Genomic DNA, 14,101 nt, shown 5'->3' with positions numbered 1-14,101 from the left:
GGTTTTAGAGGAGTGGTTGCGGTCTATACGCAGTCTTTAAGTTTTCTCAAGATCTCGATCGCTTTTTCTTTTGTCACTTTTTGAGATTCCATTACTGCTTGAACCATGTTCTCAGATGGAAGTTTACCGTTACCGGCAAGTGATTTGAAAGAAGCAAGTACGCGAGAGTACGATGCGCGCTCAGCACCTTGGAATTTCGTCAAAATGTCAGTACCTAATTTGATTGATTTATCGAAAGCAGCAGTAGCGATAGCGCTGTCCTCTTTAGAAAGCTCGCGTGATTCAGCTTTCTTAGAAAGGTGCATTTCACCGATCATGCTTGAAAGGCCTTCAGCAGCGTCTTGAATTTGTTTCGCCTCAGCGCGATCTTCCATTTTATCTGCAGCTTTTTTAGCAGCGGCAACGGAAACTAGGTTTTTCAAAACCTCTTTGTCAGTTAATGCGTTTTCTACGATCTTAGCTTCTTTACCTGGAGATAAATCACGAACGGCTTGTTCTAGGTACTTTTTCTCAGCGTTTTTGCCAGTTGCGTTCTTCAAGTTGCCGCTAGCATCCAAGAAGTACTCTTGGCTTGTCTTATCAAACTTCGCCAATCTTTCAGTAGTTGTCATTTTCCCTGGTGCCGCGAATGCAGTTGCAGAGAACGCTAGTGTCATACCGATAATAAATGCCTTTTTCATGAAATCTCCTCTTTTTAAAATTCGTTTCTTATATAAATCTATTAAGCAAAACCTTTACCAACTCAAAAACTCGTATATTTCATCTGGTCGCGATTCCGTGTTTAATCTCTGAAATCAGTGACCTTTTCTGCCTCTCACGTTATCTAACAGGATAGCAGCGTCTCATATTGAGACACTCTTAGTTTGCTTGGATAGCGGTCGCCATTTTCTCTGTGGCCTTTTCCACAGCTTTATCGAACTTCTTTTGATCCTTGCTCATCTGTTCAAGATTGTTGATCTTGTCCCAGCTCACGGCATTTGCGATGGAGCCGTAGGACTTCATTTCCACTGACAAACCCTGCAAAGCTTCAAGTACGCTCACTACCAGATTTGTTTGTGACTTCGTCAAAGTGAACTTCTTTGTTTCATGTTTTTGTTCATTTGCAGGAGCAGAGTCTTCTTCCAGTCCCGCAAAAGGATCTACTTCGGCTGGCTTGCTGGAGTTAGGAACGGCCACACCCAAAGTCTCTGCAACTTTTGTCAGGGACTGATTGATCTTTTCACCCTGAGCTTCCAGTTGAGAGTTTTGCAAATTTGATTGAATGCGCTCACGACCGTTGATCGTAACAATTTTGATTTGCTTGATCAGACGATTCATCGTCGCAAACTCGGCTTCTACTTGTTTTAGCAGAGCGTCCGTTGGTGCCTTGTCCATATTGTTTTCAAAATCCATTTTATATTCTTTAGCGGGGTTCATGATGTCGTTCAGAATTGAAAGATAAACTCTCTCCTCTTGGAAAATCGCATTCATCACACCGTTGTATGACGGGCCAGTGTTGATCGCGATTTTTCCCGGGCGATACAGATCGCGCATCATATTCACCACGATTTTGTCGTATTCAACACCGTAAGTGTCGAATGCAGTTTTCATTTGCGCATAGGTGTTGTTCTTCCACCATGTTGCAAATGGAGCTTGATCTTGTGTTCCAATAACCGAAGGACGCGCTTCGGCCAGCAAGTAATCAACCCAACCATTGTAAGTCGTGTTTTTTCCGTCTGCTTTCGTGATTTTAACCGGCCAACCATATGGCATTGGAGCATTGTTTTTAAAGCGGTCCATGCTCATATTGCTGCACTCTTCGAATTTTTTCCCAGAAATGCCGATGCTCGGAGCCAGGAAAACGGAAGGGAAACCTGTTGAGTTGCGAACCGTTTGCTCACCCTTTTCAATGTCAGGGCCACAAGCCATCTGCATGATCAAATTATCAGAAATCTGCGGTGTTGAGAAAATGCCCACGCGACGATAAAAATTTGTGTCTTTTACTTTCTCATAGGTCGCAGGGCTGGATACGTATGTTGCTGCCCATGCGGCACCCGTGTTCATTTGTGGATTTGGATTACCTAACATAGAACGAACTTGGCTCAAAAGCGATTGGTACACGTTAACTGTGTATGCTGAAATGCGAAGCTCATTATTAAGCATAGTCAATGTTTGAGCTGCTTTCGTCAGATCCTTCTGGCCAAGGCCATTTACGATTGCCGTAAATTTCTTTTGTTGATCAGCTGTCAGTTGTTTGAATTGCGGAGACTGCAATAGAAGGGTGGCTGCAGAGGCAGCGTCTTCCATTGTATATGCCTGTTGTTGTTGCACGAACATTGGGTCCGTATGGAAAGCATCATCAGAAGCCTTCATTTCGCCAGCGCGGACACCAAATAGAGGTGCTTTGTAAGTGATATTTGCAGGTCTGTCGCCATAACGATGGTCACGGACTTGAGAGACGAAATCTCCATAGAAGTTTTCTGCAGATTTATATCCTTGAGTCAGCTGGAACAAAGCACTTTGCCAGTTGGCGCTTGCCTCTTGAACTGACGCCATATTGGCGCCTCTCCAAGCGATCATCTTGTCTTTGAATGTTTTTAGTTTCGTTTGAAGAGGAACTTCGTAAGTAGCAAGCCACTTAGATTTCTTCATTTCATTGATTTCTTTTTCAAGTTCGCTGCTGTAGCCGTAAAGCTCATGTGCGTCGACAACGTTTCTCCATGTATAAGTCACTGCACGCATGAACAATTGATCAAGAGCTACGAAAGTCGCAAGCTTCAAACCTTTAGTTAGCAAGAAACGAAGACCTTTAACTTGCATAGAGCCTGGGATCAGCCATGCAACGATATCCACGCCAGTCCAACGAATCAGAGCACCTTGTACCGCTTGCTTTGTCAGAAGATTAACTGCTCCTTTTTCCAAAGTTGCAGCAACGGCCGAAGAGATAAGCATAGAAGTGATGTTTGGAGCCATCTCCCAAAGTTTTCTGTGAATGACTAAGTACTCATAGGCTTTAGAACACGGATCTTTATCCACACCTTTATCCAGATCGGCTTGAGTAACTTTTTTACCCATCCAAACTTTCGCACACATTTTAACGTTAGGATCTGCAACCAGTTGCGAAGCTAAACCTTGAACTGTCGCACCAACAACCATTCCCAAGTACGGAATCATCACATGGTAGCGCGGATTTTTCATATACATCGCCATCACGTTTGAAGCAGCACCTTGCGAATACATGAAAAGCTGGAAACCAATAATACCCATGGGTGAAAAAGAGTGAGTGATATGCTGATCGATGGCGACGGGATTTTGCGAGTAGTTAACTACTAGCTCTCCCATCATGACCAGGCCCATAGCAGAGAAGAACATGACGGATTCTGGGGCCAAGTTTTTAAGTGAATGAGAGAATGCAGCCTTATTAGCACTCCAAACGCCACCCATTTCTTTCAAAAGACGGCGCTCTAGGTTTTTTGGATCGTATTGACGAAGGACCTTCTCATCGGCAAAGGGAATTTCCATAACTGGAATATTGGTTTTTTTATCAAAAACACGTGTGATTTTATTCTCATAGTCGACTTTTACTGAATAGCCGATGGATTCCAGCATCGCTTTGTCTTGCGTCGCTCTTTGGTCTTCAGATTTAGTAATGGAGGCTGCAAGTGCAGGAGATAATGAAGAAAAGCCCACAACCAAAGCGGTCAAGAAGCTGATCGTTCTTTTATATGTCAAAGACGCCTTAAACATAGGATCTCCTCAAAGGCAATTTGCCTTACTCAAGAGATAAGCAAGTCAGGGGCCTGTCATTAGCGATATAAAGGAACTGGAACGTCTCAGGGTGAGACGGGGCCTTATTCAGTCACTAGAGTGTCTAAAATAATGACGGTTAGGTGCCAGGTCCTGTTTACGGACGCGGTGCTCCCGTAAACAGGACCTGGCACCTAAAAGGGAAGGATTAGTGATAGGCCCCACTGGTCGACGCTGTCTTTGCGTTCTGCTTCTGCGCGAATTTCTATATTTCCAGAGGAGAAAGACGCTGCGACTAAGTGATTCCAATGAAACTCGCCTTGAGTTGTCGAGTAGAGATATTCCGATTGAAACAAGGTTCTAAATTGATCAAACCATTTCATCATGAACATCGATTTTCCACCCAAGTAGGGTTGAGCGATGTCGGTGAGGTAGGAATTTTCGCTGACCGCGAACAAGGACCAGCGAGTGGCCTTCATTAAAGGTAAATCAAAGCTCGCACCAATCCCACCATTCACGTAGGGATTTAATTTTGGTTCAGTTCCTACTTCAACGGACCATGAAATCGGTTTTTCCAATTGAGTCCACGGCGATGTTGAAAGAATGCTTAAGAAAACAAACTGATTCAAATCCCAGTTCTGCCTTGTCGGAGTGTAGCGCACATCAAAGACAAAGAAATTTAATTGGGAGAAAGGCGCAAGCCCACTGTCATCGGAAAGTAAATCATGGAAGCCGCGACGGAATTTGAACTGATAATAGTCTTGATGATCATTTTGTCCATATCCCAGGTAAAACGCCGCTGTCGCGGGACTTAGCAGGGGAGATTTCGGTGGAGTGATTACTACTGGATCAGTGATTGCACCCAATTTTGCACGAGCGACTGAGAGTTTATACTTGTCTTCATTGTATTCCTTTTGATCCCGATACTCACGAATTGAAAGATAGCTAAGCGCGGCCTCAAGCGTTTCAGCTTTTTCTTTTTTAGACAGGCCCAAATAGTTTTTATTAGTTTCTTGCTCTTTCAATAATACAGAACGAAGTGCAGGTCTTTCAGAAAAGTTCAGCTTTGCATAACGTGCTCGCCATTCAGTTTGCAAAGACGTGCGAAGTTTTTCTCCGCCGATCAATCCCGCATTGTCGACAGCTTTCAATGTGTCGAGTGGGATGGCCATGGCGTGAAACTGTGAAGTGAGATCGCTGTCGGGTGAAGCCACCTCGATAAGTTCCAACATTTGCGAAGAACAATTTTCATCCGCGAAATAATAGGGAGCATAGCTGCCTTCAAGCTCCAAGAGATGATCAATCATCAATTCGACTTGCTGTGGACTAAGCTTCAGCTTGTACTCCCAAAGATCGCGTCCCTCTAGATTAGAGTATTCTTGAATCTTTTGGTGATAGGGAAGCATCGAGTAGTTGCCGGGATAATATCCAAATAGCCCTTTTAGCGCATAAAGAGCGCCACCATCAGTTCCGGTGTAGGCGGCATAATTAATCCCGTAATCCAACAGATCCAACTGCCCTGTGTTTTTGGGATTATGCAGGCGTAAAAATGTGTGACCGAAGCTGGAAGGCGCGCTTGATAAATCGGAAGCGGCAAAAATCAAATAAGCTTCAGTAGCCCCCAATTGCGCTTTCCAGGATTTTCTCTCAGGACATTCTTCAAGATCGCCAGATTTAATATCTAAGACGGATTTTAGCCAAGAAGTGCGGGCCAAATAGCGGCATTGTGATTTTGATGTCTTCGCATCAAAAAGTAAATCAAGTGTTGCAAGGAGTTCAGCACGAGGGTTCTTATTTCCTTCAGGCGCAATAAAGAAATTCCCAAGAATTGGAGATTTAAAATTTCCAGAGAGTGTTTTGCGGTAGTGACCAAGTTTTAACCAAGCAGCGGACTCATCGAGCTTTCTCGCGAGTGCTTGCTCTTTGTAGACAGTGGTATCCTGCAATGAAAAGCCCCACGCAAAGAGTGGGGCTGTCATAAATATAACGATAACTAGAAAATTAAGAACCATGGCAAAGGTTTTGAAGATCCTTTTGACCAGCAAGCTCATTGTTCAAGTTAGAAACCATTTCAGCGGCAGAAGTGTTAGATGCCGGAATGATGTTTGTGTAAGAGCCTTGAGTAAAAGTACCGAATGCAGTTTGTGCTTCAGAATTTTTGCAACCCTTCATTTCAGCCAAAGTAGCAAGAAGTTGACCGTGACCTTGAGCCATTTCACGAGAAAGTTCTTTTTGATTAATTTCAACGAAGTATTGAACTTCTTTATCATTCATAACGATACCGCTTGATGAACAACCAGATGTTCCAGACGTAATACCAAAGAATTGTGTTAAGAATGATTGATTTGTTGTCAGCGCCAAAAGCTGCAAACCCTTAGTGTTTTTAGAAATGATCACGGAACCCAAACCGCAACCCGCGTCGCCAGCAAATGCATGTGCAGAAAACATAAATAGAACTGCGAAAAGTGCCTTTTTCATCGAAGCCTCCTGTTATTTATAAATATGCTGACTCACGCATTGTTTTCCCGCAAACTTTAAATATGAAAGGCTAGGGTTAAATCATGTCAGTGACTGAAGTAACAAAAGATACTTTTAAGCAAGTTGTTGAAGAAAACCAGATTGTTATCGTGGACTTCTGGGCGGTCTGGTGTGGACCTTGTAAAAGATTTGCACCGATTTTCGAAGCGGTCGCAGCCAAACATCCGGGCGTTAAGTTCATCAAAATTAACACAGATGAAGAACCCGAAATTGCAGCAAGTTTTGAAGTACGTTCGATCCCCACTTTAGCAGTCATCAAAGAACAATCGATTATCTTCGTGCAACCAGGTGCTGTGAACGAAGATGTTTTGGAACAAATCGTTCAAAGAGCCAAAGAGATCGATATGTCTCAGGTTGAAAAAGAATAAGTTCGTTCAACTAATGATCCCGCAATTTCCGTCACGAATTGATTTCTTAGACAACTTCGCGGAATTGCACAGTCTTTACACAATCAAAATTAAGATAGAAAGCTCGCATGATTAGACTCTGCGAGCTTTTTTCGGCTCATACCTTGCTCTTTTAGTTTTACTGTAAAACTAAAACGAGAGAGGTTATATGACTCATGTATTTTCTAAACTCACGCTGACGGTTCTGGTATTCAGTATCGTCTTTCAAATACAATCAGCCAAGGCTGCTGGGCGCGGAACAGTGATCGCAGCGACTATTGGCGGCGCTATTATCGGTGGTTTGATCGGTGCAAACATCGCGCAAGATTTTGACGATGATGACAATCGCCAGTCGCAACGAATGTGGAATAAAGCCCTTAGTAACGACTATCGCGACACTCCGTATGCGTGGGATGGACAAGGACATCGTGGGCGCATCGTCTTTACCGGGGAGGGATACTTTGATGGATACTATTGCCGTATCTATCGCAGTGAAGTTTGGAATCGCAGAACCGATACACCGATGATCATGCGAGGTTATGTGTGCCGCGCTGGTGATGGTTCATGGTTCAGAAGAGAAGAATCCGACATCGCACACTCTCGCCCGAATCGTCCTGATCGTGGTCAGCGTTTCGATCCGCCTCGCCCAGAAATGCGCGATGATCGCCGTGATGACCGTCGTGAGCCACCAAGATTTGGTGGTCGACAACAACAGCCTCAGCAAGGAATGGGCATGGGCCCCGGTCGCAGCATGGGCGGAGGTATGCAACAAGGCGGTGGATTTGGTCGCGGTGGTTCAAGTTCTGGCACCGTGATTACGAATGGCGATGCTTTACCAGTCGGCGTTCAATAGTTTCGAGAAATTTTAGACATAAAAAAACCCGCTCTCTTGAAGCGGGTTTTTTATTTGATCATTTAGCAGTAAGTGCCCCTCCGACAAAGTCGGTGTAGGGAACTACTCTCTTACGATTTTTACTGACTTGATGATCATTGGCTCAACTGGACGATCCATTGGGCCTACTTTAGTGTTTTCGATTGCGTGAACAACGTCCAAGCCCTCAACTACTTCGCCGAATACTACGTGACGGCCATCCAACCATGGAGTTGGAACTGTCGTAACGAAGAATTGGGAACCGTTTGTATTAGGCCCAGCATTCGCCATAGAAAGCATACCTGGTTTAGAGTGCTTAGGTTGGCCTGGAAGGAATTCGTCGTCGAAACGGTAACCCGGACCACCAGTACCAGTTCCAAGTGGGCATCCACCTTGAATCATGAAATCTTTGATCACGCGGTGGAATGTCAAACCATCATAAAAAGGTTTTTTAACTTTTGAACCAGTTTTAGGATCAGTCCACTCTTTAGAGCCTTCAGCAAGACCCGCAAAGTTTTCAACTGTTTTAGGTGCAGTTTCAGTCAAAAGTTTAACTTTGAAATTGCCTTTAGTTGTATCGAAAAGTGCAAACATCGGTTTTCCCTTCTTAGTAGCAGTATCTTCTTTAGCTTTTTTGGAATCTGCTTTTGATTTCTTCGCTGGTTTTTCAGCTTTTACATCAGCTGTGTTGTCTGCATTTACTTCGGCTGATTTATCAGCTGATGTTTCAGCGGTTTTTGCATCCGCACGGAAACTGAAAGCAGCAAGCAAGAAAGCGAAAAGGTAGATCCAAAATACCTTTTTAATATCGATATTCTTCGACATTGGAATACTCCTGATTAGTTATGACATAACTTTTAGTGACGGCCCCGACGAGGGTCAAGCGCCTTCAAGGTGACGAGATTTTCGGAAATCCTCGCTGAAATATCTTCGAGAAGCTTTGAAGGCGAAGTATTAAACGCCACAGCAAGATCATGAAAGGACTCGTGATTTAAAGACACTTCGGCGGTGGATTCTGACGCTATCAGCTGGAGCATCTGTTCGATTTGACGCATATAGGTGTAGTTCATCACAAGACGAGGGTGTTGCGATGACTCCACCGAAAGAAATCCCACCGTAGAGGAATCAGATGGAGCAACCTTCTGATTCAGTAAAACAGTTTGAATCGCGAGCTCAATATCAACCATTCCGCCTTCGCTGTACTTTAAATTCAAAGTTGAAGACTTGCTAACAAGTTCCTGGCGGATGCGATTCAGTTCAGAAAGTTGCGCCTCAGTCAGGCCTTTATCGATATAGCAATCCACTAAAGAGGGTCCTGCGAAATTGACCCAACGAGATTTCAAATAGGCCTGTCGTTCCCAAGTTTCTGATTCATTTGCGAGGTAACTTTGCAAATCTGCGAGAGGAATAACAATCGGTCCCGCTTTTCCAGAGGGGCGTAGTCTCATGTCGATGGAGTAAATATTTCCGCCACGGTGAGATTCCGTCATGCGCGAAATAAATCGTTTCGCTAATTTAAAATCATTATCTGACGGTTCGCCGGTGATAACGAACAGGAAATCCAAATCGGATTTGAATCCCAATTCTTTGCCACCCCATTTTCCCAGCGCCAGAATTTCCACCGAGCAGGGATAATCTTTTTTTAAAGCTGTCAGTAAAGCTGAAGCAATCGAATCCGCCGTGAAAGTCAGGTTCTGCAAAAGAGTATCCAGATCGCGATCTTCCAAATACTGGCTGCCGTTGATCAGTTCCGATAAAAGTTTTTTCTCGGCAAGTTCCTCTAACAAACGATCCAGATCTTCGGATAATTCATTTTGCGCACGAAACACAAAAGAATCCAAAAGCTCAGGGCGACTGCAAAGAATGCGCGATAAATAAGGGGAGTGCGCAAACAACCACGCAAGTTTCTTAAGAAGCTCATTCTCACGCAGTAGCAACGTAAAGAAGCTTGCCTTCGCGCGTGTGCTGCGAATGAAATCTTTCAAAAAAGACAAAGCTCTGCGGCTGTCACCACCTTGCGCTTGCAGAGTGTTTACGAACTCCTGCAGGAAGGATTTACGAGCCGTTTCATCACGACCTTTATTGCGGGAAAGCACTTCCTGCTCGATGATCTCATTCCAAAGTTCTTTAATATCGTCCTCGGGCAATCCCAAGGTGCTCAATTCGTTTTCTAACGAAACAGCCTTGGGAGATTCACCCAGCAAAGTTTTTACGATCTGATCACAATGCTGCATTTCCAAGGCCAGAGTCTTAAGTGCTGAGGTCACAAAATCTGGGTGAGTGTCGTTTAATCGTAGGAGGTGAGTTTGCTCATCGTTCAAAGCTTGCACGTAATTTTCAAGTCCCCGCAAATTTCGATAATGACCAATTAAAAAATCGCATTCGTCTTGAGGTAAGATTGCTTTTGCGGAAAGTAGTTTTAAAGCCTCGATTGTTCCACGCGTTTGCAAAGAAGGATCTTTGCCGCCGTGAACGACCAAAAGAGCATGGCAGAAAAGCTCCAGATCTCTGATGCCACCAATTCCCATTTTCAAATCGATAGCGTTGGCTTGAGCGGGAGTATGATAGGCATTTTGAATCTTTCCACGCAGATGCTTTAAATCGTCAAAGAGTGTAAAATCCAAATGTCTGCGGAAAGAAAATTTCCTAGCAAATGCTTCGATTTGTTGAATGATTTCAAAATCCCCAGTGATGGCGCGTAGACGAACAAAGGCCAGTCGCTCCCAGGTTTCTCCATAATTCCCATAGTAATCACGGAAATGTTCAACCGTAGGAATCAGCGGTCCATGACGACCACCTGGGCGCAAATCAAAATCCACACGAAAAACAAAGCCTTCTGCAGTTCTTTCACTCAGTAATTTTTGAAACTGACGTAAGCCCCGCAAATGTTTGTCATTGTCCGCAGACGAAACGAATAAGATATCAACATCCGAACTCAGATTAAGTTCTTCAGAGCCTAATTTGCCTAAAGCAAACAGGGCGACATCGTTTTCAGGAAAGCAGTGATTAAAAGCTTCCGTTAAAAGCTCATCAGCAGCTTTACTCCAGTCATGACATATTTGAATTGAATCTTGGGAATTGTTTTTGGCAGAGTCAGCGCAGCGGGACCAGATCCCGTTGCGCTTGATTCGCAGAGAAGATTCTAGCGAGGAATTACTCAAGGTTTACGGACCACTTCGGTTTGAAGTAGTTGTAGTTATCATTCGTTACACGGCGCTCTTCAGTTCCATCAACTGTGGAAAGATAGATCTGATTCTTTCCTGTGCGGTTGCTGGAGTACATGACAAAGCGGCCGTCGGGAGAGAATGAAGGATCTTCATTCGATGACATTTTGCCGTTTGATTTCTTAGCTGAAGTCAGACGAATCATGTCGGAACCATCTGCATTCATAACGAAGATATCAAAGTTGTTGTCGCTTTGACCCGCAAATGCGATCTTTTTGCAATCAGGAGACCATGACGGAGAAGAATTGAAAACACCTGCGAAAGTCAGACGTTTTACGTTTCCACCGTTTGCATCCATTGTGTAGATCATCGGCTTGCCAGCACGGTCCGAGGAGAAAGCCACTTTATTTGCATCTCCAGGGCAGACAACGGGTTCAACGTTCATCGCACCGGCAGGGCCATTCGTGATTTTTCCGTTCAAAGTCCCATCGTAAGACATTTTATAAATATCAGGGCTGTTACCTTGAGAGATCGTCAAAAAGATCGTTTTACCGTCTGGAGAGAAAGAAGCTCCCGAGTTGATCCCTTGGCGATAAGAAATCAAATTACGTTTTCCAGATTTCAGGTCCAGCAATAACATATCGGCGTTTCTGAATTTGGAACCCACGCGTTTTACATAGGAAGTGTAAGCAACCTTAGAACCATCTGGGGACCATGCGGGAGAGATCGCGACACTCGAGTGCTTGGAAATCTGCATGGAATTAGCACTATCCCAGTCCATGATATAAACTTCACGAGCCTGGCCACCAGCTTTATCTGAAGTCAAAACCACACGAGATAAAAACATACCATCCGTTCCAGTCAAAGCTTTCATCACGTCGTTTGCAAACGTATGACCGATGCGACGAGCGCTCGACACCGGGCCTTTATACTTTTTGCCCGCGATCAAAGTCGCTTTGCTAACAGAGTAAAGGTACGTTTCCAATGTCACTTCATTACCCGCAATTGAAAAGCCCGCGCGAATCAGAAAGTCGGCACCGATCGCTGACCAGCTTTGAAACTTAAAACCGCCTGGATTTCCAGGTGCAGGTGTCAGTCCTGTTTTGCTTGGATCTTCAAGGAATGCTTTTGAATCAATGAACTGAAAGTAAGAAGAAACTGAAAGGTCATTATTAATGACATTAAAGATCTCAGCACCTGTTGATTGATATTGAGATGAAGCTGTAGGTGTTCCAAAGTATTGGAGCGCCGGGAAAGCCATCATACTTTTCTTAGTACGAGCTTCACCAAGCTTGATATAAATGCCACTGTCTTGAGCTTGGCTCATTTGGGCAAAAGAAATGACTGCGAGCAATACACATAGAAGTCGGATCATAAGTCTCTCCTTACTCTGGGAAGCCGATTAAAATCCCATCCACACTGACAAGTGATACAAATTTTTCCGGTGGTGCAGGGAAGGGTGCAGAACGATCGATCGTTGCTAACACCTCTTCGTCGTAGCTGGGATTTCCACTCGATTTAATAATTTTACGATCTAAAATATTTCCACGGGAATCAATATAAACGCGAGCTTGCGCTTTCAAATCGCGTTTTGCTAGCCATTCAGGTAAAGCCCAATGCTGTTTGATGTGACGATCTAAATCTGCACCATAAGTGTCATGCTGCAATTTGGATAATCCCGTCAGCGCTGTTCCAGGTGATACTTGATTCCCTTTGATGGGCGCTGCGCCCGCCGTGGATTTTCCAGTACCGGCTGCAGGAGCGGGCTTTTTCGCCTCTTCTTCTTTCAGCTTTTCGATGGCGGCCATAGCTTTAAGTTTTTCCAAGGCATCTTGTTGCTTGGATTTCACTTTTTCTAAGTTAACGCCGTCATCTTTTTTAGCAGTTTTAGTCGGAAGCTTAACTTCAGGTTTCGTTTCAACTTTGGGTTCCGGCTTTTTTTCCGCAGGTTTTTCCACAACTGGAGTTGGTTCTGGTTTTTTTTCTGCCGGCTTTGCATTTTCTTTTGCTTCCGGCTTCGGCGACAGATTGGCTGGATCCAGTTTATCTGGAAGCCCAACAATATCCACGCGAACAGCTTGAGTGAAATCAATAGACTCCGGCGTAAAGAACGCCGCCTTCACGATGAAGAATAGGACTAAACCAACGTGGAATCCAATAGAGATCACCAAGCCGCGATTTAGAGAGTCAATCTGAGGTTTATCGTTTAATGCACTCACTTGTCTTTTGGTACTGTCACTAAGCCGATGTTAAAGATCCCTGCAGCGCGAATTTCTGCCATGGCTTCCGCGACGAAGCCGTAATCCACTTTGCGATCTGCCTGGATGAATATTTGTTTGTTCTTTTTGTTTTCAAAAATGGCTTTTAATTTCGTTTTTAGATCGGCCATTTGAATACGTGTCTTAGCGATCGTCATTTTTTGATCATGACCGATAACCAATACAAAAGGTTCTTCGTTCATCTCCACGCCAGAAGCCGAAGTTTTTGGCAGGTCGACGTCGATCCCTTGTTGCATCAGGGGAGTTGTCACCATGAACATGATCAGAAGAACCAGCATGACGTCCACGAGTGGCGTCACGTTGATTTCACTTAATGTCGCGCGACTTTTTTTGCCGCCGCCACCACTGCCCATTCCCATGATTTAGTTTCCTTGAAAGAAGTTACGTTTAACGATGTTCAGGAAGTCTGCACCGAAGTTATTGAGTGTAATTTCTTGTTTGCGAATGCGGGATATAAAGTTGTTGTACAAAACAACAGCTGGAATCGCTGCTGCAAGACCAATCGCTGTAGAGATCAAAGCTTCCGAGATACCAGGAGCTACAACAGCCAAACTTGCAGAACCAGTCTGACCGATTTTGTGGAAGGACTGCATGATCCCCCAAACCGTACCAAACAAACCGATGAAAGGACCTGTACTGCCAGTCGTAGCCAGAACTGTCAGGCGAGATTCGATTTTTGCGATCTCGTTTTCAGTGGCTTTATTAATGATACGTTCCAAATTGTCGATACCTGACAAAATAGGCTTATCATTTTCAGTGCGCGCCAAAAGGGGAGATTCAGAAATCTTTTTCATTTCCAGATAAGCTGCCTTAAAGACGCGGGCTACTGAAGACTCTTTGTATTGATCGATATCTTCGTACAAAGAATCCAGGGAATTAACTTTCCAGAATTTATTTAAGAACAAGTCATCTGCCGTGCGCATGTTTTTGAAGGCTTGGTATTTGGTATAACCAATGGCCCAACAAAAGATCGACATAACGATAAGAATAACCAACGTCAGTTGAACGACGGGACTTGCTTGTGCGATCGCATCCCAAGAGTTCGTATTAACGGAAACAGAAGGTGCGGCTTCGGCTGCCTGGACTAAAAGTGGAAACATAGATGAACCTCCATGTTCCACACTATAAGCAAAAGGT

Annotated in this window: 12 protein-coding genes; 2 read left to right on the top strand and 10 right to left on the bottom strand. The window is 44.3% G+C overall.

The window, feature by feature from the left end; genetic code table 11:
• Nucleotides 1-23: 23 nt before the first annotated feature.
• The 4 genes from ACLSU7_RS11170 to ACLSU7_RS11155 form a co-directional block, all read right to left on the bottom strand.
• Nucleotides 24-680: a hypothetical protein gene (locus tag ACLSU7_RS11170; protein ID WP_413291974.1), complete on the bottom strand. Its 657-nt coding sequence runs from the start codon at nt 678-680 to the stop codon at nt 24-26.
• 178 nt (nt 681-858) lie between these two features.
• The gene (locus ACLSU7_RS11165) at nt 859-3,726 is read right to left on the bottom strand and encodes a hypothetical protein (protein ID WP_413291973.1); all 2,868 of its coding nucleotides are present in this window, start codon (nt 3,724-3,726) and stop codon (nt 859-861) included.
• 194 nt (nt 3,727-3,920) lie between these two features.
• Entirely contained in the window at nt 3,921-5,705 is a 1,785-nt protein-coding gene (locus tag ACLSU7_RS11160; RefSeq protein ID WP_413291972.1) for a DUF4105 domain-containing protein, read from the bottom strand.
• A gap of 22 nt (nt 5,706-5,727) precedes the next feature.
• A complete protein-coding gene (locus tag ACLSU7_RS11155) occupies nt 5,728-6,204 on the bottom strand; it encodes a DUF3015 family protein (protein WP_413291971.1) in 477 nt (158 codons plus the stop codon).
• An 83-nt stretch (nt 6,205-6,287) separates the two neighbouring features.
• Here ACLSU7_RS11155 and trxA point away from each other — a divergent pair, with 83 nt between their 5' ends.
• Together trxA and ACLSU7_RS11145 are read left to right on the top strand one after the other, a co-directional pair.
• Nucleotides 6,288-6,632 (top strand): thioredoxin, encoded by a 345-nt coding sequence (gene trxA, locus ACLSU7_RS11150; RefSeq protein WP_413291970.1) that lies wholly within the window; start codon nt 6,288-6,290, stop codon nt 6,630-6,632.
• A gap of 187 nt (nt 6,633-6,819) precedes the next feature.
• Nucleotides 6,820-7,503, top strand: a complete 684-nt coding sequence (locus ACLSU7_RS11145; RefSeq protein ID WP_413291969.1) for a hypothetical protein — start codon at nt 6,820-6,822, stop codon at nt 7,501-7,503.
• A gap of 102 nt (nt 7,504-7,605) precedes the next feature.
• On the opposite strand, the gene ACLSU7_RS11140 is transcribed toward ACLSU7_RS11145, so the two are convergent.
• The 6 genes from ACLSU7_RS11140 to tolQ all read right to left on the bottom strand — a co-directional run bounded on the left by ACLSU7_RS11140 (nt 7,606) and on the right by tolQ (nt 14,064).
• A complete protein-coding gene (locus ACLSU7_RS11140; protein ID WP_413295406.1) occupies nt 7,606-8,115 on the bottom strand; it encodes a peptidylprolyl isomerase in 510 nt (169 codons plus the stop codon).
• A 263-nt stretch (nt 8,116-8,378) separates the two neighbouring features.
• A complete protein-coding gene (locus tag ACLSU7_RS11135; RefSeq protein WP_413291968.1) occupies nt 8,379-10,682 on the bottom strand; it encodes a glutamine-synthetase adenylyltransferase in 2,304 nt (767 codons plus the stop codon).
• A complete protein-coding gene (locus tag ACLSU7_RS11130) occupies nt 10,675-12,060 on the bottom strand; it encodes a translocation protein TolB (RefSeq protein WP_413291967.1) in 1,386 nt (461 codons plus the stop codon). Before ACLSU7_RS11130 ends, ACLSU7_RS11135 begins: the two co-directional genes overlap by 8 nt.
• A 10-nt stretch (nt 12,061-12,070) precedes the next feature.
• A complete protein-coding gene (locus tag ACLSU7_RS11125) occupies nt 12,071-12,904 on the bottom strand; it encodes a TonB family protein (protein ID WP_413291966.1) in 834 nt (277 codons plus the stop codon).
• Nucleotides 12,901-13,323 carry an ExbD/TolR family protein gene (locus ACLSU7_RS11120; RefSeq protein ID WP_246845786.1) on the bottom strand — a complete coding sequence of 141 codons (423 nt, stop codon included), beginning with the start codon at nt 13,321-13,323 and terminating at the stop codon, nt 12,901-12,903. Before ACLSU7_RS11120 ends, ACLSU7_RS11125 begins: the two co-directional genes overlap by 4 nt.
• A 3-nt stretch (nt 13,324-13,326) precedes the next feature.
• A complete protein-coding gene (tolQ, locus tag ACLSU7_RS11115; RefSeq protein WP_142698575.1) occupies nt 13,327-14,064 on the bottom strand; it encodes a protein TolQ in 738 nt (245 codons plus the stop codon).
• Nucleotides 14,065-14,101: the final 37 nt, after the last annotated feature.

The sequence above is a fragment of the Bdellovibrio sp. HCB185ZH genome (assembly GCF_047302455.1).
GTDB lineage: Bacteria > Bdellovibrionota > Bdellovibrionia > Bdellovibrionales > Bdellovibrionaceae > Bdellovibrio.
This window is presented reverse-complemented; position numbering and strand designations above follow the sequence as displayed.